Origin of the sequence: Acinetobacter sp. ANC 4470 (assembly GCF_002135335.1) — a bacterium.
Lineage (GTDB): Bacteria > Pseudomonadota > Gammaproteobacteria > Pseudomonadales > Moraxellaceae > Acinetobacter.
Genome location: NZ_NEGC01000002.1, coordinates 32,555 through 58,563, shown reverse-complemented (window position 1 = coordinate 58,563; position 26,009 = coordinate 32,555). Strand labels below are relative to the sequence as shown.

Genomic DNA, 26,009 nt, shown 5'->3' with positions numbered 1-26,009 from the left:
TTCACAATGTTTATATAAAAAATATCTGTTATTTAATTGGGAATATTTTGCAATTTCAGCAATTATCCCTCATATTGTGATTATGAGTTGTGTAACAAAAATTTAGGAATAAATAACGTATGTATGTTCCAACAATTGATAACGCTTTAGTACCAATGGTGGTAGAACAATCCTCTCGTGGTGAGCGTTCTTTTGATATTTTTTCACGTCTTTTACGTGAACGCGTCATCTTTTTGACTGGTGAAGTTGAAGACAACATGGCAAATTTAATTGTTGCTCAGATGTTGTTTTTAGAAGCAGAGAACCCAGATAAAGATATACACCTTTATATTAATTCACCAGGTGGATCTGTAACTGCTGGTATGGCGATTTATGACACCATGCAGTTTATTAAACCTGATGTTGTGACTTACTGTATGGGACAAGCAGCATCAATGGGTGCTTTTCTGCTCAATGCAGGGGCAAAAGGCAAACGTTATTGCTTAGAAAATGCACGTGTGATGATTCACCAACCACTCGGTGGTTTCCGTGGTCAAGCATCAGATATTGAAATTCATGCACGTGAAATTCTATTCATTAAAGAACGTTTAAATCGTTTAATGGCTGAACATAGTGGTCAAGACTATGAACGTTTAGCACAAGATACCGATCGTGATAACTTTATGACAGCTCAGGCTGCGAAAGAATACGGTCTCGTGGATGAAGTGTTAAGCAAACGTCCATAATTTTCAGATTTTAATATTGGAGTGAATATGTCCGAACATCCTCAAGGACAAAAACATTGTTCATTTTGCGGTAAAACGCAGTCTGAAGTCGGGAAACTGATTGCAGGCGAGGACGCGTACATCTGTAATGAGTGTGTGGACGTATGCTTAGATTTAGTCCAAACCAGTCAACAAGTTGAATCTAGTGATTGGGCAACTAAGCCTTTGCCTAAGCCACATGAAATTCGTGCTGCACTCGATCAATATGTGATTGGGCAAGATGTTGCGAAGAAAACATTGTCAGTTGCGGTGTATAACCATTACAAGCGTTTAAAAGTCACCAATTCAGGTCATAAACCTAATGATGCTGTAGAACTTGCGAAAAGTAATATTTTACTTGTAGGTCCAACAGGTTCAGGTAAGACTTTATTGGCACAAACTTTAGCGCGTCTTTTAGATGTTCCTTTTGCGATGGCCGATGCAACTACTTTAACCGAAGCGGGTTATGTCGGTGAAGACGTTGAAAACATTGTACAAAAGCTTCTACAAAAAGCAGATTATGATGTAGAGAAAGCGCAAAAAGGGATTATCTATATCGATGAAATCGACAAGATTACCCGCAAGTCTGAAAACCCATCAATTACTCGTGATGTATCGGGTGAAGGTGTTCAGCAAGCGTTATTGAAAATGATCGAAGGTACGGTGGCTTCAATTCCTCCTCAAGGGGGGCGTAAGCATCCGCAGCAAGAGTTCATTCAAATTGATACTTCAAATATCCTGTTTATTTGTGGTGGTGCATTCTCAGGTCTTGAGAAAATTGTGCAACAACGTCAGGAAAAAGGCGGTATTGGTTTCACTGCTGATGTGAAGAAAAAAGACGAAGCTAAAAAATTGTCTGATTTATTCCGTCAAGTGGAAGCAAATGACTTGGTGAAGTTTGGTTTGATTCCAGAATTCATTGGTCGTTTACCTGTGATTGCAACATTGGAAGAGTTAGATGAAGAAGCACTCATGCAGATTCTAACTGAACCTAAAAATGCCTTAACACGCCAATACCAATATTTATTCAGTATGGAAAATGTTGACCTAATATTTGAAGACTCTGCATTACGTGCTGTTGCGAAAAAAGCATTAGAACACAATACTGGTGCACGTGGTCTGCGTTCAATTCTAGAAAACTCTTTACTTGAAACGATGTATGACTTACCAAGCCGTACCGACGTAGGTACTGTAGTGGTGAATGATGCAGTGATTAATGCTGGAGAAAAACCAGAACTAAAACCAGAGCGTCAGCCAAAAACAGAGACTGAAACTGCGCCTAAAGTAGATTTAAAGGTGATTAACTCTAAATCTGCTTAATTCGTTATTCGTCTGAAACGTGCGGAAAACTTGTGTTTTCGCACGTTTTTTATTTCCAAAAATAAAACTGAATGCTAATCTGGGTAATTAGGTGTGGACACCTAATTACGATCAAATTATCGCAGTGAATATATCAAAATGAAGTGCTCAATTTAGTACAAAAATAAAAAATACGCGGTGAGGGAAAATCATGCGTGAAGTCTATATTGCCGTTTGTGCAAGTTTTATTTTATTGGGATGTCATGGTAAATCTACTATTGAACATACTCAAGTAACATCGACCTTAAAACCTGTGAATACTGAACATGCACCCGGTATGGTAGAGCAATACCGTTTTGGTATGTTTACTATTGGGGGCTGGGTCAATCAAACACCCGGACAGCGCTTCCATCCTGTACATGCACAAAACGATCAGGCTGCAATCGTGTATATGTATCGTCCCGACAGCAAATGGAATCGTCAGGAAATAGTGGCATCCAGTCTTTTTATTAATAGTGAACGTATTCCCAGTTTATTAAATAATCATTATTACTGGATTGAATTGCCAGCAGGGACTTATCGTTTATCGACCAGTCGTCCTTTGGGTGTGCAACATTTTCAAAAACCAAAATATTTAGATTTTACCGTAAATGCAGGACAGTCCTATTTTATTAAATACGATGAGGAAAACCTCAGTACTCGTCGTGAAGTTTCAGGCCCTTTAATTATTGTGCCTGAAAAAACAGGCTTAAATGAAATCGCATTTACCCAGTGGAAATCTGAAAGTTTTAACTTTGTGGCGAATGATCAAAATACCGGAAAAATTCGTAAAAAAGCGCAAACGCTGAAACCTGCAAAATATGATCCAGCGGATGATGTACAGTTAATAAAACCGTTTAAACTATGGAATCCAATGACTTGGTAAAAGTTATGTCGGCTTAAGTAGGTCTTTATCTATGGATCAAATAAGCGAATTTGTGGATATAAAAAAGCACCCAAGTGGGTGCTTTTTTTACAAGAAAAAATTAAACCGCAGCAGCATCAACCACTGGAATTTTACCAATTTTCGCTTGCCAGATTTTTGGTGCAGTGGCATGAATAGATGTACCATTCACATCAACGGCAACGGATACAGGCATATCTTCAACCACAAATTTGTAGATTGCTTCCATACCTAAGTCAGCAAAAGCAACAACTTCAGCTTGACGTACCGCTTTAGAAACTAAGTAAGCAGCACCACCAACAGCCATCAAATAGGTTGCTTTGTTGTCTTTAATCGCTTCAATTGCAGTTGGACCACGGTCTGCTTTACCAATCATGCCGTACAAGCCAGTTGCTTCTAAAACTTGACGGGTAAATTTGTCCATACGTGTTGCAGTTGTCGGACCAGCAGGGCCAACCACTTCATCACCAATAGGGTCGACTGGACCCACGTAGTAAATGAATTTACCTTTTAAATCTACAGGTAATTCTTCACCGTTATCTAACATTTCACACATACGTTTATGCGCAGCGTCACGACCTGTATAGATCGTACCGTTAAGCAATAAAGTATCGCCTGGCTGCCAAGAATTCATTTCTTCTTGAGTGATATTGTCTAGATCAACACGTTTAGAGGTTGAAGAATCCCAAGTCACGGCAGGGTAGTCAGACAATTTAGGTGCTTGAATATGTGCAATACCAGAACCATCTAACTGGAAATGTGCATGACGCGTTGCGGCACAGTTCGGAATCATACCGACTGGTTTACCAGCAGCATGGCAAGGATAATCTTTAATTTTAATATCAAGAACAGTCGTTAAACCGCCAAGACCTTGTGCGCCAATACCCAAAGCATTTACTTTTTCGAAGATCTCGATACGGAGTTCTTCCATTTGGCTTTGTGGGCCACGACGAAGCAATTCGTCCATGTTGATTTCTTCCATAAGTGCTTCTTTAGCAAGCATCATGGCTTTTTCAGCAGTACCGCCAATACCAATACCCAACATACCCGGTGGGCACCAGCCTGCACCCATTGTAGGAACAGTTTTAAGTACCCAATCCACAATTGAGTCAGATGGATTCAGCATGGCCAATTTAGATTTGTTTTCTGAACCGCCACCCTTCGCAGCGACAGTAATGTCGACTTTATTACCCGGTACGAGTTTGTAGTGAATTACAGCAGGGGTATTGTCTTTGGTATTTTTACGACCAAAAGCAGGATCAGCTAAAACAGATGCACGAAGAATGTTCGAGTTTTCTAGGTAACCCTGACGTACACCTTCGTTAATCGCGTCATCTAGGCTCATGGTTAAATCAAATTTAACGTCTAAACCCACTTCAAGAAATACGTTAACAATCCCTGTATCTTGGCAGATCGGACGATGACCTTCTGCACACATACGAGAGTTAATTAAGATTTGTGCAATAGCATCTTTTGCGGCTTTGTTCTCTTCACGATCATAAGCACGGCTCATCGCTTGGATAAAGTCTTGTGGATGATAGTAAGAAATGAACTGAAGCGCATCTTTTACTGATGTGATCAAGTCATCTTGCTTGATAATAGTTGTCATATCAAATATCTCTTGAGCGGGCTGTTAGCTAGCGGGCTAAATTATAAGATAAAAAGCAAGTTTTGTGGGCATTTTGACTGCTTTTTGGGCGAAAGTTTAATAGGTATTTCTACTCAAGATTAAGGTCATTTTTGTGGTGTTTTTTAACATAAATATGATGAAAGATTGTCATATTTCAGGGTGAAGATCGTATTCAAAGCATGACTTAAAATATATTTTTGGTCGTATTTGTTTGAAAAATAATAATTAAAAACATTATTTTGAGTTTTATTAAATATGACATTATTGTCATAATGCTGTCATAAAACTTTTACATAATGACTTTATTAAATTTAGAGTGTAAAAGCACATGATTACAGCAGTTGTTTCAGTGGTTGGTTTTTCAATGTTTATCGCAGCAACTTGGTTCTACGGTCAACAAGAAGATCAGGCTTAAGCTTTATCTTCTTTTTTTGTTTAAAATAAGTCAAATACATCCGATTCTCTATCTTCAAATCTTCAAATCTTCAAATCTTCAAATCTTCAAATCTTCAAATCTTCAAATCTTCAAATCTTCAAATCTTCAAATCTTCAAATCTTCAAATCTTCAAATCTTCAAATCTTCAAATCTTCAAATCTTCAAATCTTCAAATCTTCAAATCTTCAAATCTTCAAATCATGATTTAAATTTGCGTATACTGTTAAAAATATAAGAAATTTTTGATGATGAAAAATCAATCCGCTCTTGCGCAAAATATTATTGAAATTTATAAAAAACATGCCCGTACATGGACTGACTTACGTGGCAATTTCCTGTATGAAAAAATATGGTTAGATCATTTTCTATCACTGATTCCTCAACATTCTAAAATATTAGATTTAGGTTGTGGTTCTGGAAAACCCATAGCAGATTATTTGATTCGGCCTGATCATAAAATAACGGGTGTCGATAGTTCAGATGTAATGATTGAAATGGCACAACAAAATTTTCCGAAACAGCACTGGCTTCAAGCAGACATGCGAACCGTTGAATTGGATCAAAAATTTAATGCGATTTTGGCATGGGATAGTTTTTTTCATTTAACACCAGATGATCAGCGGCAGATGTTTAGGCAATTTGCACAATTTGCGCAGCAAGGCACAGTATTAATGTTTAGCAGTGGTCCAAGCCATGGTGAAGCAATAGGTGATCTGTTTGGCGATGCTTTGTATCATGCAAGTCTTGCACCTGAAGAATATCGAGAATTATTAAAACAATATGGGTTTAAAGTGATAAAAATGGTAGCTGAAGATTCAGAATGTGCAGGGCGTACAGTGTGGTTGGCAAAGAAACTTAATAAAGAGATTCTAAATAAAAATGTGGAACAATGATTAAATAATGAGCATTCAACACAACTATTCACGTAAAAAGCCCCAGACTGGGCTTTTTGATAAACGCTAAGAAAATGATTTATATGGAAATAAAAAGAATATTTCGTATAAAGTGTATTATGTTAATTTTAGAAAATCTATAAACTAGCTATTATTTTTAAAATTTAATTTAATATTTGACAAGTCGTTCCATAATATCTAGTATTCCCCTCAGTTCACTCCCACTCAGGCTCATCCATGAGTGATGACAAATCCAATTATCCAGGCCGTCCTAGACAGTTTGAAGATAAAGAAATCATTGATGCAGCCATAACTGTCTTTAGCAGCAATGGCTATGCAGGTACTTCTGCGCAAAATTTATGTGATGTTACTGGATTAGGGCGAGGAAGTTTATATAACGCCTTTGGTAGCAAACAAGCTTTATATGAACAAGCTTTGTTGCGTAGCCATGAACAAACCATGGCAGCACAATTATCCATTCTCACACGGTCAGGGCTGTTCAAAGAACGATTACGGTCCCTTTTACTTTGGGGGATTGCTGAAGATCTTTCACAATCAGAACAGCACGAAGCCATGGTCTTATTCTCTGCTTTGGAAATGGGAGATAAAGATCAGGTTGTCTCAAGCCTGAATCTAGAATATCGACAACGCCTAGAGAACTCTCTCCTCACAGTATTTGTCGAAGGACAAGCAAATGGGGAATTAAGTACCAAAGCCTCAGCTCTTGAAATGGCGCGAGGCTTTTTAGCCGGCTACTACGGTTTGCGTGTGCTGAACAAAAATATTTCAGATAAAAGCTTTCTGGAAGATGTGGTTAATGGTCTCTTAGCCAACTTGTAACTGCATCATCAGTGCGAAATAAATTAAACCCTTTAATTTTGTAATGATCGTTAAAGAAATAGGAATGTATTAAAAAAATGCCATTAGCAGTATATATATTAGGTCTGGCGATTTTTTCAATTGGTACAGCAGAATTGATGGTCGCTGGTATGACCGCCACTTTATCCCAAGCCTTTGGAATCAGTGTAGGTGATGTTGGACATTTAATTTCATATTATGCCTTTGGTGTCATGTTGGGCGGGCCTGTACTCACCTACTTTTTTCTCAAATATAAAGTTCAATATCGAAGAGTCTTGCTGATTCTTTTAGCACTCTATGTAGTGATCCAAGGTTTAAGCGCCTTTATCTCCAGCCATACTATTTTAATCGCAATCCGTTTTATCACGGGTGTCTTATGTGCAGGCTGTTTAAGTCTTTCTCTTGCCATAAGTATGGCCATGGTACCTAATCATAATAGGCCTCGAGCAGCAGCTATCGTTATTGGTGGCTTTATGATTTCCAATGTGTTTGGTGTCCCTCTTGCGACGATGATTGATCAACAATGGGGCTGGCGTATTACTTTTGGCTTAGTCGCTGTATTGGTATTCGTTTGTCTCATCGCTCTAGAACGTCTTTTACCTGAAGTATCGGGTGGTGGACAGCTCAGAATGGAAGAAGAGATCAAGGCCTTTAAAAATAAAGCTTACTGGAAAGCCTGTGCAACAAGTTGCTTGATTTTAGGTGCAAGCTTTGCAGCCTTTAGTTATTTCGTCCCTGTTTTGGTCGATATCACTGGATTTAGCATGCAAATTATACCCTTTATTTTAATGGCATTTGGGTTTTCAAACATTGTAGGTAATACGATTACTGGTCGTTTAGCACATAATCACAGCCTTAAAATTATGCTCGTTGGACTGACCGTATTAAGTATATCCTTATTCGCTTTTGCAATCTTTGCCGAATATAAAACCGTAGCAATCATTGCAATAATTTTGATTGGATTATCTGGTGTTCCAATGAATCCAGCAATGATGGCAAGAATTGTCAGTGTTGCGCATCCGGGTCCTATGGTCAATGCAGTACATACCTCAGTGATTAACATTGGCTTAGGTGGGGGTTCCTATATAGGTGGTTTAGCAATTACAAATGGTTACGGCTTACGTTCAGGCTTATGGATTGGTGCAGTATTGGCAGTATTGGCATTGGCTTCACTTCTGCCTTACGTACGTAATCGTCAACAAGGTTGGTCTTGATGAAAATGTAACGCAATGATTAAATATGATGGATTATTTAACATAATGGCCGTTATACGAAATATATAAAAAAGCCATCCAATTATTTAATTAGATGGCTTGGAGAACTGCATTAAACTATTAAACTTCTTGCTGTTCCGCCTGAATAGCAGTTAAAGCAATGGTGAATACAATATCATCCACCAAAGCACCACGAGACAAATCATTTACAGGTTTGTTTAAACCTTGCAACATTGGTCCTACACTCACGATATTTGCCGAACGTTGAACCGCTTTATACGTGGTATTTCCTGTATTTAAGTCAGGGAAAATAAAGACATTGGCACGACCAGCAACTTGTGAATCTGGTGCTTTTGATTTACCAACACTTTCTACAGATGCAGCGTCATATTGTAGTGGACCATCAATGAGTAGGTCGGGGCGACGTTGTTTGGCAATTTCAGTCGCTTTAGCCACTTTTTCAACTTCTGCACCTGCACCCGATGTTCCTGTTGAATAAGAGATCATGGCGATACGCGGCTCAATCCCAAAGGCTTTAGCAGAGTCAGCAGACTGGATTGCAATTTCAGCCAATTGTTCAGCATCAGGGTCGGGATTAATCGCACAGTCACCATAAACGTAGACTTCATCTGGTAACAACATGAAGAATACCGACGATACCAATGAATATTCAGGTGCAGTTTTAATCAGTTGGAATGCAGGGCGCACTGTATTGGCTGTCGTATGCACTGCACCAGAGACCAAGCCATCCACTTGATCTAGAGCAAGCATCATCGTACCTAAAACAACGGTATCTTGAAGTTGTTCACGCGCTTGTAATTCGTTGATTTTACCTTTACGTAGTTCAACCATTTGTGGCACGTAGTTTTCACGAATCAGGTCAGGATCAATAATTTCTAAATCATGCGGTAATTCAATATTACGTGCTTTAGCGACTTCAACCACAACTTCAGGTTTTGCCAATAAAATACAATGCGCGATACCACGTGATTGGCAAATGGCTGCTGCTTGAATGGTACGTGGCTCATCACCTTCTGGTAATACAATACGTTTTTTCGCCGCAATTGATTTTTGCACCAATTCATGGCGGAAAGCCGAAGGGGATAAGCGTGGTTTATATGAACCATTTAAAAGTAGCGCAATCCAATCTGCATTGATGTGGCTAGAAACGAAACGTGTGACTTGTTCTGCGCGTTCAGTATCATCAATTGGAATTTCATTGCTCAAATTTGCAAGATTCTGTGCTGTTTCAAATGTGCTTAAAGACGTATGCAGAATGGGTAAGCCATTTTTAATTGCCGATTGGCAGAATTCTAAAACGGAAGCATTCGGTTCATGGTGTTCAGTTAAGACTAATCCTGCCAATGGAATACCATTGCTTGTTGCTAAGCTACTTGCCAATAAAACATCAATGCGGTCAGAGGCACTAATAATCAGTTCGCCAGCGACAAATTTATTCAGTTCATGTTCTATATTTGACGCAATTAAACTGCTGTGTAATACCCGACGTTGTTTAGCTTCACCTTGGTTAATCCATTCTGCTGAAATATGGGCTGCCAAATCAGAGATTCGTGGCACACTTAGCGTATTACTAAATGGCACTAAACCAATCACTGGGAGCTTTTCGGAACCAATATGAGCATGGGTTTTTTGAATACTAGCTGTAAATTTATTGGTATCGCTAATCAAGCGTAAGCTTGGGTCGATGGTTACTGGAATCTTAGCAGAGTCTTCTGGTAAGCCTTTAGTACGCATGAACAATACGCCAGCCATACGGGTAGACGATGCACCACCCAAATAGCGTAATTGATTTTCAACTTTCTCAGCGGTTACTTCGGGTTTGTTAATATCGGCACTACTGACGATAATTACTTTTGCATCCAGTGCTTGAGCCAAAGCGGCATTAAGTTCTGAAGCAAACGAGTCACGACTGTTTGGAACCAGACCTTCGACAATAATCAAATCATGATTTTTCGCAATTTGGCGATGTAATCGTACTGCATCTTCAAGTAACTCATAACTCTCACCTAAGTTGAGCTGTTGAATGAGCTTAAGATAAGGAATCGGTTCAACCGTCTCACTGTTTGATAAATGGCGATACAGCGCAGTTGAACGGTCTGATTCTTGATGCGTTTCTTGTGAAAAGGGCTTCAGAAAACCAGCTTTTACACCTTGGCATTCCAAAGCGTAGACTAGACCTAAGCAGGCGGAAGTTAAACCTACACCTTCTCCAGTTGGTACGAGCAAAATTGTTTTCATAAATTTATTCTAAATAATAAAAGATTCGTTTAATCCAAGCATAAAATTTGTGTGTACTTAAGCAATCGCAACATCTTTAGACTTTTTTGCAGCTGCCTGATTCACCTCTTGACTCACTACATACTCAGTTTCTTTGGCGATACGACCTTCTTCATCGGTCGGAATAACCCAAATTTGAGGACCTGTTCCGGCATCGATACGACCTTCAGTGCCACGCTTTAAGTTGTCGTTTTGTTCTTTACTTAAGTTGAAACCAAAGTGAGGGAGGTATGCCAGTGTTTTTTCACGAATATAGGCAGAGTTTTCACCAATACCACCGGTAAAGAATAAACCATCAATGCGTGGTAAGCCGCAGCTTAATGCAGCAAGAGATTTAGCGAGGCGGTAGCAGAACACTTCAATTGCAATGGTTGCATCTTCATTGCCTTGTTCTGATGCCTCAATTAGCGTACGCATATCATTAGACAAATTAGACAAGCCTAATAAGCCACTTTGGCTATTAAGCATTTTGTCAATTTTATAAATATCCCAACCTAAGTTGCTTGCGAGGAAACTATGGAGACTTGGGTCGACATCACCACTACGGGTACCCATCACGACACCTTCTAATGGGGTTAAACCCATAGAAGTATCTACACTTTCACCATTCCAGATGGCACAGGTAGAGCTACCGTTACCTAAGTGTGCTGTCAGCCAACCGCCTTGTTTATAACTGCCTGCCAATTCAGAACCACGTTCTGAAACATAGGCATGGCTAGTCCCATGAAAACCGTAGCGACGGACATTATGTTCTGTATACAAAAATTTAGGCACTGCGTAACGATATGCATGTGCAGGCATGGTCTGATGGAATGCCGTATCAAATACAGCAACTTGTGGTAATTCAGGGAATAAACGCATGGTTGCATCAATGCCAACCAAATGTGCTGGGTTGTGAAGAGGCGCAAGCGGTGTTGCTGTACGAATACGGTCAATAATTTCTGGGGTCAGTAATTCTGCTTTGGTAAGCGTACCACCATGTACCACACGATGACCAATGGCTTGCGGATTATAATGCGATAAACGCTCTAAAATCGTTTCCAAAGCCTTTTCATGGTCGGCATGTGGAATTGAAAGTTCAAGTGCTGTCCCACCTACGGTAATGCCTTTGATGCGTGCTTCAGCAGAGCCTAAATTTTCCGCCAAACCAAAAATACGATCTTCACGACGTTCAGAAACGAGAGCATATTTGATTGATGAAGATCCGCAGTTAATTACTAATACTGATGTAGACACGTTTTTATACCCGAATTCTAATTGAAAGTAAGTCGTCCGTAAGTGATCTTCATGCAGTACGATTTAATGCAATCTGGATCTTTAAAGATGTTTTAACATGTGTTTTTTTTCTGTCCAAGATAGACTTTAGGTGATTAGACTTAAGCACTATCGACCTGAAACGGATTAATACTTAAAATTTATCAGTTGATTGTTTTTATTTATAGCAGTGTTTTGTTTGTCAAATACGTTATTGCTTGTACAACAGTAGCATAATGTATCTGGAATCATCGAATAGGCTTTATTCTGAAGGCTTAGATTGGTATTTAATTTCTGACCAACGCACAATAACATAAGCGATTAATGCCACCATAAAAAAGACCAGCATCATCCAAGCTAAGCCCTGTAGGGTTTCAATAATCGTGCGGTAAATTTCCAGTACCCAGCGTTCTTGAGTTAATTCAATCACAATTTTTTTGTCATTATCGGTATAGGTCAGTGGGGTGATGTATTTTTCCATATCATAAATACGAATACCTGATGACGTGCCAACGACCATGCCCGCAAATTTGGTGTATTTAGCCCAAGCACTGTGAATGGGGTCATTAATAATACGGGCCAGAATTTGGTTAATTGAATTGGAAAAAATTTTCATGACAGCAAAAGAAACCAATAATGCCAATAAAAATGTACAGATGATTAAATAATAGAACATCATATTTTTCCCTTTTATCGTTGTTTTTATTATGTTACGAAATTTAGCTGAAGAATATTGTAGTGCCTGTGTTCAGTCTCATGCTTGAAACTGAACACTAAAACTTCTAGCTAATACAGCTATTATTGGCGAATTTGACCATCACCGAAAACTACCCACTTTTGCGAGGTGAGACCTTCCAGTCCAACAGGACCACGGGCATGAATTTTATCGGTTGAAATACCAATTTCGGCACCTAGACCATATTCAAAACCATCAGCAAAACGCGTAGATGCATTGATCATTACTGAGCTTGAATCCACACGTGCTAAGAACTGGCGGGCAAGACTAAAGTTTTCAGTAATAATCGCATCGGTGTGATGTGAACCATATTTGTTGATATGCTCAATGGCTTCATCAATGCCACTCACCACTTTAATGGCTAAAATGGGTCCTAAATATTCGGTATACCAATCTTCTTCGCTGGCAGGTTTTACCGTTGCACCAAGAATGCGCTGTGTTTCGCGGCAGCCACGCAGTTCAACTTGTTTTTCTGCGTACAATTCAGCAATGCGTGGTAAAAATTCTTCCGCCACTTTTTCATCGACCAGCAAGCTTTCCATGGCATTACAGACACCATAACGATGTGTTTTGGCATTCAGCGCAATCGGTAAGGCTTTTTGTAAATCGGCTTGTGCTTCAACAAAAACATGACAATTGCCATCTAAATGTTTAATCACTGGAATACGTGCTTCATTGCTAATCCGTTCAATTAAGCTTTTACCACCGCGCGGCACAATGACATCGACATATTCAGACATGGTAATCAGATGACCCACCGCAGCACGATCTGCCGTATTAATCACTTGTACCGAATTTTCAGGCAGCCCTGATGCTTTCAAGCCATGTTGAATGGCTTGGGCAAGGGCTTTATTGGATTCTAATGCTTCAGAACCACCACGCAAAATAATCGCGTTGCCTGACTTTAATGCCAACGAAGCAGCTTCCAAAGTCACGTTGGGACGTGATTCGTAAATCATCCCGACAACACCTAAAGGTACGCGCATTTTGCCCAATTGAATGCCTGAAGGGCGATAGGCTAAATCAGTGATTTCACCAATTGGGTCGACCAAATTCATAACATCTTTTAAGCCATGCAACATATCTTTAAAGCGTGTGGGGGTAAGTTCTAAGCGATCAAGTAATGCACTGTCCAAATTACTGTTACGACCTTTGGTCATATCCATTTGGTTCGCAGCTAAAATAGCAGCTTCACTGTCTTGTAAAGCAGTGTAAATTGCAGATAAAGCATTGTTTTTAGTTTGGGTAGAAGCGCTTGCCAACACGCGAGAAGCTTGGCGTGCTTGTTGTCCTACCGTTTGCATATATTGTTCAATTGAATCTTGCATAGCGGTTTGATCACTTAGAAATTACACCTTTGATAGTAACAGTCTGCAACACGACAATGAAGCATCTAGATCGAAAAAAACTTTGAAACGTTTCAAGCTGTTAATATTTTGAAATCTTTTTTGTTTGTAAATTTAGATGAGTGGTGATGGAATAAGTTGCGTGCCAAATCATCCTCTGTATAGAATGAAAATATAGGGACATTGACGTCTGATAATTAAAGCGAAGAATGGATGCAGTACAGCGCAGAAATTCTATAGATATTTTCTTGCAAAATAACAATAAGGCAAGAATGGAGGAAGGGATATGAATTCCATGATCCAAATGGATGCGGAAGTACAGCAATCAGATATGAGCGTTGGTTTTTTTGATCTTTATCATCGAAACAGTTTTAAAGAGCCTGCACGTACCACATGGATTGATGGCTGGAAAATTGAATATATGGCGATTGCTCAGCCTGAAACGATTCAAAATACGCCCATTCTGATTATCGGTGGGGCATTTCAAAACTTTAATTCTTATAAATACTGTGTTGAGCAGTTGCTTAGTGCGGGTCCTATTATCTTAATTGATCTCCCTTCAATGGGTGCAAATCAACAAATCAGCAACCACGATACCCATATTTCGGCTGGAACTTTAGAGTTAGCCGATTTAGCCAGAATGTTAGGGCAATGGCTCGATATCGAAAATTTGTCCAAAGTCTCCGTGATGGGAATGTCACTGGGTTCGGTGGTTGCTTCGAGTTTTGCCGTGCAACGACCAGAATTGGTTGATCGCATGATTCTGATGGGCGTGATGCAAAAAACTCGTAAAAGCTGGCGCATGTTGCTTGAAGAATCTTTACATTTGATGAAAGAACAACGCATGGATGAATTTGGTCAGGCGGTGATTTTATATTTGGTCAATCATGCCAAAATGGATAAAACGCGAATGTCCCCTACCGCAAAGCGTTTGTTTTTTAGGCAAATGGCTGAGTTTACTGCAACCGAGCAAGAACGCTATGAAATTAACTGTAATCGTTTGCTGCGTTTAACTGATGTGCCTATTCCGCAATGTAAAGTGCTGGTGGCATGTGGGCAATATGACAGTTTCACCTTGCCACATGAAAATGCCAATTTTGCGTTGCAATGTCCAGAGATGGAATTTGCCATGATTGCCAATGCAGACCATGTGCCACAATTACAACGTCGTAAAGAAACCATGAGTTTGTTCGCGACCTTCTTACAAGGTTTATCCATTCAAAATGTGGAAGGCATTATTCCGATGACGCGGGCGCAGTTACTTACCTTAGAGCGTCGTGGAGAAGAACGGATTACGGTACAACAACCGATGACTGTATTGACCCATCGTCATTCGGATTTACATCTACCCACCTATATTATGGATTTAAACTACTTTGGCATTTTACTTGAATTTGCTGAAGGCTTAACGGCACAAGCTGAACAATATCCACGTGATTTGGCTTTGCACTTGGAAGATGACGAAGGTCAATTTAAAATTGAATGTTTGATTTTTGATGTGGCTTCTACACAAATTCGTGCTTTATTTAAGCATGGCAGCTTTGAAGTGGCAGAGCGCTTAATGCGTTACATACAACGGCAAAAAGAAGCCGTTGCTGTATTGGAAGCTGTGAGTTAATTTTTTCAATACGGTAAAAAACAGCGTTAATCAACGCTGTTTTTTATGCTGGCATGAATCATCCAAACCAAGTCGCCTAGATGTTCCTCGCTAGAGGATAATGGGGGGGGCTGATGGTTAAAATAGTGTTGCGGTTGAACAATGTTGACTTGTTCAAAACCTGCTTGCTGAAAAAAATCTTGGGCTTGTTGTGGATGAATGAAGTGAAAACTAAAAGCACTACGTGACATCCATTTTAGTAATTTACTGCAACCCCAAATAAAATTGGCTAATTTATTCTTGACTGGTTCAGGATAAATATCCGTGAGGTAATGCAGTTCTTTGAAGTTTTGACCATAATGTGCAATGGCACGTAGCAATTGTAATAACATGTCTTTGTTGAAGTAATTAATTAAACCTTCGCTAATCACCACCAATGGACGCGTGGGATCAAAGACTTGGAATGCTTGTTCAAAGTCCGCAGTGAATAAATCGACCGCTAAAACTTCGGGGCTATTACGATCAATTTTTTGGAGAGCTTGGGTTTTAACTTTCGCCATATCGGGTAAATCAAGTTCGCGATAATCAATGTTGGGGAATTTCTGTCGAAAATTCCAACCACGTGGTGAAAGACCACTGGCGATTTCCAGCACTTGTAAGTCGGGGTGCTGCTCAATCAGTTGAGTCAAATGTTGGTCAATCATGCTGTGGCGTTGTTTGAGTGTGCTGCGCATGCTGCCACCAATAAATTTTTCAGCCCAACTTTCTAATGGATGAACCAATTTTGCCAGCATTTTACCTTTAGCTGTCGCAAACACAGGGTGGGAAATCCCCATGCTGTACCAAATATAGCCAGTATAGTGCGCAGTAAATGAAATATGCCGATGTTCTGAAAGCTGTTGTGTCATGTCATCCTGACCTTGTCTGTTTTTTTAGTTTTAAATATCTGTTAATTCGATTTTTACATTCACCACGCTTATTTCTTAAATTTCTTTTGCAAGATAAAATGAGCTAAGCAATGTAAAAAGTTTATGTCTTTATTTTTGATTATCATAAAGAAAAAGGAACACCTTGTCGTGTTCCTTTTGTCGCATTAATTGAATGATTTTTTAAAGTTTTCGATATTGCTTCGAACTTTTTCCCATTCAGCCCCTAATTCAAGGGTTTGACCCACAGTGATGGCTGGGATTTTCCCACGCATACGTTCCAAGCGTTCTTGATTGGGTAGGGGAAGCTGCGCCATACCGGCTAAAGCAGTACAAGCTGCTGAACGGTCATTACAGACTAAGCCCATATCACAACCGGCTTTTAGTGCAGCTTGAATACGCGCATCTGCACCACCTACAACGCAGGCAGCTTGCATGGTTAAATCATCTGAGAAAAGTACACCCTCAAAGTTTAATTCCTGACGTAAGATGTTTTGAATCCAATAGGGTGAAAAGCCCGCTGGATTGGGATCGATTTGATCGTAAATCACATGTGCTGGCATGAGTGCATCAAGTTGCGGCATGAGTTGAATAAAAATTTGCATATCTTTGTTATAGATTTCGTCATAACAACGTGAATCTACAGGCGCTGCAACGTGAGAATCTGCCTTGACTGAGCCATGACCTGGGAAATGTTTTCCGGTATTTGCCATACCAGCACGTTTCATTCCTTTCAAAAAAGCACTTGCAAGCGGGGCAATATCTTGAATATTTTGGGCAAATGCACGGTCACCAATTACATCGCTGACATCATTTAAGTCCAATACGGGTGCAAAGCTAAAGTCGATACCCACAGCAAGGACTTCAGTTGCCATCAACCAACCACATTGTTCTGCTAAATCTATGGCTTGTTCAGGTTCGCTGAGATAACGTTCACCTAAACGACCCATCGCAGGCAGCAATGTAAAACCCTGTTTCAAACGTTGCACACGACCACCTTCTTGGTCAACGGCAATTAAAATATTGGGTCTTACACGACGCATATGATCTGTTAAAGCACGAACTTGTGCTGGTGATTCTATATTTCGCGAAAATAAAATCATGCCGCCTACTTGCGGTGCTTGTAATAGTTCAATATCTTCTTGAGTAAGTTCTGTGCCAGCGATGTCTAGCATCAATGCGCCAATCATATCGGTGTCCGTGTTGGTATTTTATAAAGCAAAAACAATACCTGAATTCTGCAATGATTTGCTACATTTTAACAGTACAGAATATGATAAAACTAAACGACATACATATATTAAGTTGTTTAAGAATTTGAATATACTCAATTCATGCTGAAAAACAACGTTGTAATATTGGTCAAAGACCAAGGAAGTACTAATTATTTATGAAACTTCAAACATTAGCTTGTGCCGTTGCAATTGCGACTGGTGGATTTTTCTTTTCCCATGTAATGAACGAGGCAATTGCAGCCAATAATACCGTTGCAGCGCCTCAAACCATTCAATCGACACAAGAACAAGCACTGGTATCACGCCAATTGGCAACGTTGGTTGACCGTCAACATTACTTAAATATGCGTTTAGATGGCAATACTTCTAATCGAATTCTTGATTACTATTTAGATAGTTTAGATGCAGACCATTCATTGTTTTTAGCCTCTGAAGTTGAACAGTATAAGAAAAATTATGGTGCAACTTTTGGCGCTGCATTAAAAGCAGGGGATTTATCGGGTCCTTATTTGATTCACGCACAATACCGTGAGCGCTTAAAACAGTTTTATCAGTTTATGTTGGCTGAATTGAAAAAACCACAGAACTTAAAGCAAAGTAATGTGTATATTGAAACCGATCGTGAAAAAGCGCCTTATTTTAATGCTGTAGAAGAACAGCAGAAGCATTGGCAAAAAATGTTGGTCTCACAGCTGATTAACCTCAACATTAGTAAAGAAGAAGAGTCTGCTAAGCAAAAAGCATTAAAAGCTGATCCTACTTTAGCCAATGGTCAAGACTTAACCAGTCCAGAAGATTTAACACCAGTCCAAACATTGACCAAGCGTTATACACGCCAACTTGAACGTGTTAACCGCATTAAAAGTGATGATGTCTTGGACAAAACTTTAAATGCGATGATGCTGACCTATGATCCGCACAGTAACTATTTCCCACCTGTAGATGCAATGGAGCTAAACCGTCAAACGACGTTACAGTTGGAAGGGATTGGGGTTTCAATTCGTCCTGAACGTGGCAATGAAGACTACACCAAGATTGAAACCATTGTTGAAGGTGGTCCAGCCAGTAAGTCAGGTCAGATTAAATCGGGCGATCGGATTATTGGTGTTGCACAAGATGGCGACAAAATGGTCGATGTCGTAGGCTGGGCAAGTAACGAAGTGGTCGGTTTAATCCGCGGTAAGCGTGGCACAAAAGTTAGCTTGCGTTTACTGGGTGCTGGTGCATCAATGAGCCAAGCCCGTACTGTGAGTTTGGTGCGTGACGTGATTCAAGAAGAAGATGCGGGTGTTCGTTCACGTACCGTTGATATTAAGCGCGATGGTAAAAACCATACTTTTGGTGTGATTGAAATTCCATCATTCTATTTGAACTATCGTGCACGCCGTGCTGGAACAGAATATCGCTCAGTTTCTGAGGACACCAACAATGCGCTAAAAGCTTTGGCTGCAAAGAATGTTGAAGGGATTATTATTGATTTACGTAATAACCCAGGTGGATCACTCGAAGAAGTTGCACGTATGTTAGGTCAGGTCATTAGGACGGGTCCAGTGGTACAAATACGCGATGGCAGTGGTAATGTCAGCGTATTTGAAGATGATGATGGCGGCGCACAAACCTATGCAGGTCCTCTTGCTGTGATGGTGAATTTGGCTTCGGCATCTGCCAGTGAAATTTATTCAGCAGCAATTCAGGATTATGAGCGCGGTATTGTGATTGGTAGCACAACCACAGGTAAGGGTACAGCTCAAGTTCAACTGGATACGTTGGCTCATGGTCAAGCGACTTTAACGCAGCGCAAGTTCTATCGTGTTACTGGGGGAAGTACCCAAAATAAAGGGGTTGTACCAGATATTAAACTTGTTGATATCTACAACGAAGAGTTTGGTGAGCGTAAAGCGAAAAATGCCTTGAAGTGGGATACGATTCCAACCGCACCCTTTAAACGCGAGGGGTCTGTACAACCTTATGTACAAAATTTAGCTCAGTTATCACAACAGCGGGTGGTGAATGATCCGCAATTTAAATATTTGGAACAACGCAAAGCGATTGCTAAAAAAACCGATGAGCAAAAACGTGTTGTACTTGATATTGATCAACGTAAAGCAGAGTTGAATGCGTTAGAGCAGAAAACCTTAGAGTCAGAGAATCAACGCCGAGCTGTGACAGGACAAAAACCGTATGCCAATTGGGAAAGCTATCAAGCTTCTATGGAGGCTTTGATAGAGGCACGTGCAAAAATGAAAGCAACACAACGACCTGCTTTAGCAGAGGAAGAAGTGTTTGTCACAGAGTCTGCTCATGTTTTATTGGATTATGCTAAATTACAATCGACACAGGCATCTGCTCAATAAAATTACTGCTTACGTATTGTTTATTTAAATGTAAAAAACCAGTCAGCTTAGTTGGCTGGTTTTTTATTTTGGTGCCAAGATTTATTTGGCTATATCGGCATATTAAGATTCTGGGGCAGTGGGATGCAGTGATTGCCGTGGCGGCATTATCCAAAATTTAGAGCTGCTCGCATCACAGTGTTGGGTGGGTGTATCGATTTATTGCACGAATACCTATCATTTTTCCAATCTTTTTTATGAAAGTTTCTAAAGAATAACTGTGTATGAATAGCACTGTATGCTGTGAATAAGGGGGAAACATGAGCATATTCTGATTAGATTTATCGTTTTAAAAGTTGGTTACAGTACTGGTCTCTACCTTTGGTTGGAGGTGACTTTGTTGTATAAACATTTAAAAGATGAAATGTTCCAAAATTCATAAACTCAAAGTACAACTCGGGTGTGCAGTCTGCCCAATTCAGTAAAATTATTTATCATAAAAATTCGTTCATGTGCTTTATATACAGCTGTCAATCTGAGTCTTTTGCTATTAGTTAATGCCTTTAGAAATCTGCTACAATTGCGCCAATTTTAAGTTATCACTTCACGGGTTTAATACACATTTATAAGTGTGTACAAAACTGTGTACAGATTGAAGATTTCCCTTATGTTTAAAGATCAATTAGCTAGAGAAGTAGCGTCTCGCAGGACTTTTGCAATTATTTCCCATCCCGATGCTGGTAAAACCACCATGACAGAAAAACTGTTGTTATGGGGTAAGGCAATTCAGGTTGCAGGGATGGTCAAAAGTCGTAAGTCAGATCGCGCTGCAACTTCTGACTGGATGGAAATGGAAAAAGAACGCGGTATTTCCATTACCACATCAGTAATGCAGTTTCCTTATAAAAAACATGTTATTAACTTACTAGACACCCCAGGGCATGAAGACTTCTCTGAAGATACCTATCGTACTTTAACTGCGGTTGACTCTGCATTAATGGTGATTGATGGTGCAAAAGGTGTTGAAGATCGAACCATTAAATTAATGGAAGTGTGTCGTATGCGCGACACGCCGATTATTTCTTTCGTCAATAAAATGGATCGTGAAATCCGTGAGCCTTTAGAGCTTTTGAATGAAATTGAAAATGTCCTTAAGATTCAGTGTGTGCCAATTACATGGCCATTGGGTACAGGGCGTGACTTCGCTGGGGTGTATAACCTACTCGAAGAAAAGTTTTATGTGTATAAAGCAGGTTTTGGTTCAACTATTACCGATATTGAAGTTCGTGATAGCTATGACCACCCTGACTTACGTGAAAAAGTGGGCGACCTTGCTTTTACTGCATTTGAAGAGTCATTAGAGCTTGTACAAATGGCCAATGAGCCGCTAGATCGTGACTTGTTCCTACAAGGTAAACAAACACCCGTATTGTTTGGTACGGCTTTGGGTAACTTTGCGGTAGATCATGTACTAAATACATTTATTCAGTGGGCTCCTGAACCTAAAGCGCATCCAACACAAGAACGTACAGTTGAAGCAACAGAAGATAACTTCTCTGGTTTCGTATTTAAAATTCAAGCCAATATGGACCCGAAACATCGTGACCGTATTGCTTTCATGCGTATCTGTTCAGGTAAGTATGAAAAAGGTCTGAAAATGAATCATGTGCGTCTGGGTAAAGATATACGGATTAGTGATGCCTTAACGTTCCTCGCAGGAGAGCGTGAACAGCTTGAAGAAGCGTGGCCGGGGGATATTATTGGTTTGCATAACCACGGAACCATCCAAATTGGCGATACATTTACTTCGGGTGAAAATCTACACTTCACTGGTATTCCGCACTTTGCACCAGAAATGTTCCGTCGTGTCCGTTTAAAAGATCCGTTAAAATCGAAACAGCTACAAAAAGGCTTAAAAGAGCTTTCGGAAGAAGGTGCAACGCAGGTATTTATGCCACAAATCAGTAATGATTTGATTGTGGGTGCCGTCGGTGTGCTTCAGTTTGATGTGGTTGCCTATCGCTTGAAAGAAGAATACAAAGTGGATTGTGTTTATGAGCCAGTCAACATTAATACCGTACGTTGGGTTTCATGTGATGATGAAAAGAAATTCAATGAGTTTAAGAAAAAAGCCCATGATCAATTGTCTCTTGATGGCGGTGGTCATTTGACCTACCTTGCACCAAGCCGTGTAAATTTACAGTTGATGCAAGAGCGTTACCCAGATATTCAATTCCGGGCGACGCGTGAACACTAAATAGAATGAAAACTAAAACAGCTTCTTTATGAGGCTGTTTTACTAGGGGGCTGATGACAGTTCATAAATATGTGTCGTCGCAAACATAGACGAAGTGTTAACAGCCGCCCTTAGCATCATTTATATCAATTAATCACTTTAAAAAAAGAGTTGTGAGCATGAACGGGAAAATAGTGGCTACATCCGTGATCGCCATTGGTTTGATACTCAGTGCCTGTGATGCTTCAAAAAAAGAATCCAAAGAGCCGACACAGGAAAAGTCACAAGCTTCTATATTTAAAACAGAGCAAGCAGAAGTGCTACCGTATTTAAATATTCAAGAACAAGAGGCAAAAATTGCCTTACCTTTTTGTGAAACCAAGAATTGTATTGATCTCAGTATTCAAACAGTACATACCGAAGATACTTGGCTTAATGATTGGATTGCCAAGAGTCAAGCCAAGGTGATTCAAGATCAGATTGGTCTGAAACAAAATATGACTTTGCAGCAAGCCATCAATGCTTATGTGAAAAAATCGGATGCATGGCAAGCGGAATTTTCCAAGAATAAAGCCTATGAATTGTCAATGTATACCCGAATCGCCTATCAACGTAATCAGTATGTGCTGATGCAATTAGGCGTGGATAGCAAGCAAGAAGGGATTAATGTTAAAGAGCGCTATTACTTTTTTGTCGCGGATCGTAAAAAGCAGCAAACTGTGGTTTTATTAGATTTAATTCAGCCCAAACAGCAAGCTCACCTGAATAATATTGTGCAGCAGGCGTATCAGAAATGGTTAAAAGAACAAAGTGCTGAAGTTAAACAACAAGCGCCGAAAAAACTGTATTGGGGACAAGCAGATTGGTTTTTTGATCAAGAAGGCGTTGGTTTACATTACCGTACCCATGAAATTGTTAAAGATGGTGCACAACTGGATATTTATTTAAATAAACAACAAACGCAACAGATATTGAAAGTTGATGCTTATCAGAATATGTTCTAGTCATTGGTCGTCAATCCAGATATTTAATGACAGTCAATTTATTAGATAAAAGTTATAGGTCAGAATCATGTTAAAAAATAAAACCATATTTACGATCAGTATTCTTGCATCAATGATGGCATTGAGTGCGTGCCAACCTAAACAAAATGAGCCAAAAGAAGATTCAGTACAGAAACCAGCGATAGTCGAAGCTGAAATTTTAAAATTGACAGGTGATACTGAAAAGTTAGCTTTGGTTCTACCCGAATGTGATGGTAATAGTTGTCCTGAAATTTCGATTGAACGTCTGTCTAGTAACCACGCTTTTATTGATGAGTTGATTGATCAACAAATCTTAAAACAATTAAACCAAATTTTAGATATTTCGCCAAAGTTGCTGAAGGGCAGTAAGGACAGTACGCTCAGCGATCAAGAAGTTGCCGAAAAAGCATTGGCAACTGTTGAAACATCCAAGCAAAAACTGGAAAAACAAGTTGCCCCTTATTTAGTGACATTCTTGGCTTTAGATAAAGAATTAAAAGCTTTAAGTGCTAATCATCAAATTAGTTTGATGATTAAGCCAAAAATTTTAAATGCAAATTTACCTTTGGCGACCGTAGTTTTAAATTCCAGTAGTTATTTGGGCGGAGCACATGGTTCTTCGGCACAGCGCTATTATAATTTTGACCTGAAACAGAAAAAACAAGTTGAGCTCAATGATCTTTTAGCAGCCAATCAAAAAGCCAATTTAGAAAGAAAAGCACATGAGGTTTTTAAAACGTGGGTACTGGAATCCAAATTAGCCAATAGCGTTGAAGAATATGAACAAGCATGGAAATTTACTCTCTCAGATAATTTTTATTTATCTAAACAAGGCTTGGTTTTGCAATATGGCGAATATGAAATTGGTCCTTATGTCGTAGGACTACCACGTTTGATGATTCCCTATGATCAGTTGCAAGGCATACTGAAAAAAGAATATTTACCTCAGGCTGAAGTAAAAGAAGCCGAGGCTGCAAGTGCTGCCACAGTAAATAAAGCCAAACCTTAATGCTTTATTCACTGTTTGATACCCATACCCATTTTGACGTTGCTGATTTTGATCTAGATCGGGAACAATTGGCACGCGCAGCAAAAGCGGTTGGGGTAGAACGCTTAATTTTGATTGGTTTTATCCAATCACGTTTTCAAACTTTGCTACAAAGCCAGCATGATTTAAATCAATTAGATCATGCACCGAAAAGCTATTTAGCCCCAGGTTTACATCCTTTTTATATTGAAGAACATCAACTGTCCCATCTTGCTGATCTGGAAGTTATTTTAAAAACAGAAGAATGTGTGGCAGTTGGAGAAATTGGCTTAGACACCTTTTTTAAACAACACAAGCATCCTGAAACTTTTCAAAAGCAAAAAGATTTTTTCTCTGCACAAATTGAATTGGCTGAGCAGTTTCATAAGCCCGTGCTTTTACATATTCGTAAATCGCATGCTGAAACATTGGCGATTTTGAAACAGCATCAATTTAAATTAGGTGGAATTGCCCATGCTTTTAGTGGTGGAATAGAAGAAGCCAAAGCCTTTATTAAACTGGGTTTTAAAATTGGTGTGACGGGACAAATTACCAATCCGAATGCGAAAAAATTACATGCTGTGGTGCAAGCGATTGGTGCTGAACATCTAGTTTTAGAAACCGACTGCCCAGATATGACACCGCTCTGTTGTCAAAGTTCAACTGAACATCGAACCCGAAATACGCCAGTCAATTTACCGCATGTTTTAATAGGCTTGGCAGAAACACTGTGTCTTGATCCCGATGTTTTAGCAGCGCAGTTATGGCGAAACTCGCTTCAGACTTTACAGCTTAAGTGTTGAAAAAGCGTGGTTCAAAACCTTTTATCTATAAATATTCGTATTTAATTTTAGAGTCTGCTATGAATATTATTGTATTTGACTTGGTCATGATTCTGTCTTTAGTTAATGTTTTATCTGGCTTTTACTCTACAGAATAGTGGCATGGAAAAAACAGACCGATTAGATTAGACCAAGGTATGGTTTTTAGTATGAGATGCTCTTGAGTTGAATGACAAAAGATCGCTTTTTTATTATTAAAACCTATCTATACTATTTTAAAAATCTAAATGAAAAGAATGAGTGAATTATGCAAAGTAATAACCCCATTTTAACTCGGGTAGAAACCCACAGTGATTTTAACGACACGATGACCGTGCAAGGTGCAATTCAAAAATCGATCTTATTAACCGTCATTGCGGCTGTAGTTGGATTATCGCTATTTTTTTATAGCTTCATGACCTTAAATTTATCATTGGCCTATGCCGCGGCAATGGTTGGTGCCATTGGTGGTTTGATATTGGCATTGATCGCTACATTTAAGCCAAATACTGCACCCGTGTTGGCCGTTCCTTATGCCTTGTTTGAAGGGGCATTTTTAGGGGGGATTTCAGTGGTCTTCCAAGTTAAATTCCCAGGTGTACCTTTGCAAGCTTTACTTGCTACGTTTATCACTACCTTGGTGATGTTTGCGTTGTATCGCTTTCAAATTATTCGTGCTACAGAAAAGTTTAAGGCGGTCGTGCTGTCGGCATCTATTGCGATTGCCATTGTTTTTGTGGTGCAAATTGTAATGAGCTTAGCTTTTAGTTCAAGCGTTCCTTACATTTTTGAAAGCAATTGGCTTGGGATTGGTTTTGCTGCATTTGTTGCGGTGGTTGCTTCTTTAAGTTTAATTCTAGATTTTGACCTGATTGAATCATCAGCTGCACAGTATGCACCGAAAGCGATGGAATGGTTGTGTGGTATCGCATTACTCGCGACCTTGGTTTGGATGTACTATTCTTTCCTTCGTTTGCTCAGTTTATTGCAAGGTGATGATTAATCACGCTAAAAGTAAATTGATTTTAGCCTCCAATGCCCCTTGATAAGATTAAGGGGCATTTTTTATGATTTTTACAGAACATATTAAAAAAAGGCGCATTATGCAATTTCGTAAATGCTTTAGACTTGGCATTATGCTTGTAAATTATTTTGAGCG

20 protein-coding genes are annotated in these 26,009 nt (G+C 39.5%); 13 read left to right on the top strand and 7 right to left on the bottom strand.

The features are described 5' to 3' along the window. The first annotated feature begins 119 nt into the window (after positions 1-119). The 3 genes from clpP to B9T25_RS03410 all read left to right on the top strand — a co-directional run bounded on the left by clpP (position 120) and on the right by B9T25_RS03410 (position 2,967). The gene (clpP, locus tag B9T25_RS03420) at positions 120-725 is read left to right on the top strand and encodes an ATP-dependent Clp endopeptidase proteolytic subunit ClpP (RefSeq protein ID WP_004649780.1); all 606 of its coding nucleotides are present in this window, start codon (positions 120-122) and stop codon (positions 723-725) included. Between the two features lie 27 nt (positions 726-752). Beyond that, a complete protein-coding gene (gene clpX, locus B9T25_RS03415) occupies positions 753-2,063 on the top strand; it encodes an ATP-dependent protease ATP-binding subunit ClpX (protein WP_086187092.1) in 1,311 nt (436 codons plus the stop codon). A gap of 190 nt (positions 2,064-2,253) precedes the next feature. Continuing rightward, a complete protein-coding gene (locus B9T25_RS03410; protein ID WP_086187091.1) occupies positions 2,254-2,967 on the top strand; it encodes a DUF2846 domain-containing protein in 714 nt (237 codons plus the stop codon). A gap of 100 nt (positions 2,968-3,067) precedes the next feature. Here B9T25_RS03410 and B9T25_RS03405 read toward each other — a convergent pair whose 3' ends face one another. Beyond that, positions 3,068-4,594 carry a fumarate hydratase gene (locus B9T25_RS03405; RefSeq protein ID WP_086187090.1) on the bottom strand — a complete coding sequence of 509 codons (1,527 nt, stop codon included), beginning with the start codon at positions 4,592-4,594 and terminating at the stop codon, positions 3,068-3,070. 705 nt (positions 4,595-5,299) lie between these two features. On the opposite strand from B9T25_RS03405, the gene B9T25_RS03400 reads away from it, so the two are divergent. From B9T25_RS03400 to B9T25_RS03390, 3 genes are all read left to right on the top strand, one after another. Further along, positions 5,300-5,944, top strand: coding sequence for a class I SAM-dependent methyltransferase (locus B9T25_RS03400; RefSeq protein ID WP_086187389.1), 645 nt, complete (start codon positions 5,300-5,302; stop codon positions 5,942-5,944). Positions 5,945-6,181: 237 nt separating this feature from the next. Further along, positions 6,182-6,784, top strand: coding sequence for a TetR/AcrR family transcriptional regulator (locus B9T25_RS03395; protein WP_086187089.1), 603 nt, complete (start codon positions 6,182-6,184; stop codon positions 6,782-6,784). A gap of 77 nt (positions 6,785-6,861) precedes the next feature. Continuing rightward, a complete protein-coding gene (locus B9T25_RS03390; RefSeq protein WP_086187088.1) occupies positions 6,862-8,016 on the top strand; it encodes an MFS transporter in 1,155 nt (384 codons plus the stop codon). 120 nt (positions 8,017-8,136) lie between these two features. On the opposite strand, the gene pta is transcribed toward B9T25_RS03390, so the two are convergent. From pta to B9T25_RS03370, 4 genes are all read right to left on the bottom strand, one after another. Beyond that, positions 8,137-10,275: a phosphate acetyltransferase gene (gene pta / locus B9T25_RS03385; RefSeq protein WP_086187087.1), complete on the bottom strand. Its 2,139-nt coding sequence runs from the start codon at positions 10,273-10,275 to the stop codon at positions 8,137-8,139. A gap of 57 nt (positions 10,276-10,332) precedes the next feature. Continuing rightward, complete coding sequence (locus B9T25_RS03380) at positions 10,333-11,550, bottom strand: acetate/propionate family kinase (RefSeq protein WP_086187086.1); 1,218 nt, start codon at positions 11,548-11,550, stop codon at positions 10,333-10,335. Positions 11,551-11,830: 280 nt separating this feature from the next. Continuing rightward, a complete protein-coding gene (locus B9T25_RS03375) occupies positions 11,831-12,244 on the bottom strand; it encodes a hypothetical protein (RefSeq protein ID WP_086187085.1) in 414 nt (137 codons plus the stop codon). A gap of 122 nt (positions 12,245-12,366) precedes the next feature. Then, positions 12,367-13,632 carry a glutamate-5-semialdehyde dehydrogenase gene (locus B9T25_RS03370; protein WP_086187084.1) on the bottom strand — a complete coding sequence of 422 codons (1,266 nt, stop codon included), beginning with the start codon at positions 13,630-13,632 and terminating at the stop codon, positions 12,367-12,369. Positions 13,633-13,936: 304 nt separating this feature from the next. Between B9T25_RS03370 and B9T25_RS03365 the strand changes: the two genes are divergently transcribed. Then, the gene (locus B9T25_RS03365) at positions 13,937-15,268 is read left to right on the top strand and encodes an alpha/beta fold hydrolase (protein WP_086187083.1); all 1,332 of its coding nucleotides are present in this window, start codon (positions 13,937-13,939) and stop codon (positions 15,266-15,268) included. Between the two features lie 26 nt (positions 15,269-15,294). On the opposite strand, the gene B9T25_RS03360 is transcribed toward B9T25_RS03365, so the two are convergent. Further along, positions 15,295-16,155, bottom strand: coding sequence for a class I SAM-dependent methyltransferase (locus B9T25_RS03360; protein ID WP_086187082.1), 861 nt, complete (start codon positions 16,153-16,155; stop codon positions 15,295-15,297). Between the two features lie 185 nt (positions 16,156-16,340). Next, positions 16,341-17,363 carry a beta-N-acetylhexosaminidase gene (gene nagZ, locus B9T25_RS03355; protein WP_086187081.1) on the bottom strand — a complete coding sequence of 341 codons (1,023 nt, stop codon included), beginning with the start codon at positions 17,361-17,363 and terminating at the stop codon, positions 16,341-16,343. Between the two features lie 200 nt (positions 17,364-17,563). Here nagZ and B9T25_RS03350 point away from each other — a divergent pair, with 200 nt between their 5' ends. The 6 genes from B9T25_RS03350 (at position 17,564) to B9T25_RS03325 (ending at position 25,853) form a co-directional block, all read left to right on the top strand. Beyond that, entirely contained in the window at positions 17,564-19,762 is a 2,199-nt protein-coding gene (locus B9T25_RS03350) for a carboxy terminal-processing peptidase (RefSeq protein WP_086187080.1), read from the top strand. 646 nt (positions 19,763-20,408) lie between these two features. Next, positions 20,409-21,998: a peptide chain release factor 3 gene (locus B9T25_RS03345; RefSeq protein WP_086187079.1), complete on the top strand. Its 1,590-nt coding sequence runs from the start codon at positions 20,409-20,411 to the stop codon at positions 21,996-21,998. Between the two features lie 158 nt (positions 21,999-22,156). Beyond that, complete coding sequence (locus B9T25_RS03340) at positions 22,157-22,981, top strand: hypothetical protein (RefSeq protein WP_086187078.1); 825 nt, start codon at positions 22,157-22,159, stop codon at positions 22,979-22,981. Positions 22,982-23,048: 67 nt separating this feature from the next. Continuing rightward, positions 23,049-24,011 (top strand): RsiV family protein, encoded by a 963-nt coding sequence (locus tag B9T25_RS03335; RefSeq protein WP_086187077.1) that lies wholly within the window; start codon positions 23,049-23,051, stop codon positions 24,009-24,011. Then, complete coding sequence (locus B9T25_RS03330) at positions 24,011-24,832, top strand: TatD family hydrolase (protein ID WP_086187076.1); 822 nt, start codon at positions 24,011-24,013, stop codon at positions 24,830-24,832. The genes B9T25_RS03335 and B9T25_RS03330 overlap by 1 nt, the downstream gene beginning before the upstream one ends. A 286-nt stretch (positions 24,833-25,118) precedes the next feature. After that, the gene (locus tag B9T25_RS03325) at positions 25,119-25,853 is read left to right on the top strand and encodes a Bax inhibitor-1/YccA family membrane protein (protein WP_086187075.1); all 735 of its coding nucleotides are present in this window, start codon (positions 25,119-25,121) and stop codon (positions 25,851-25,853) included. Positions 25,854-26,009 lie beyond the last annotated feature (156 nt).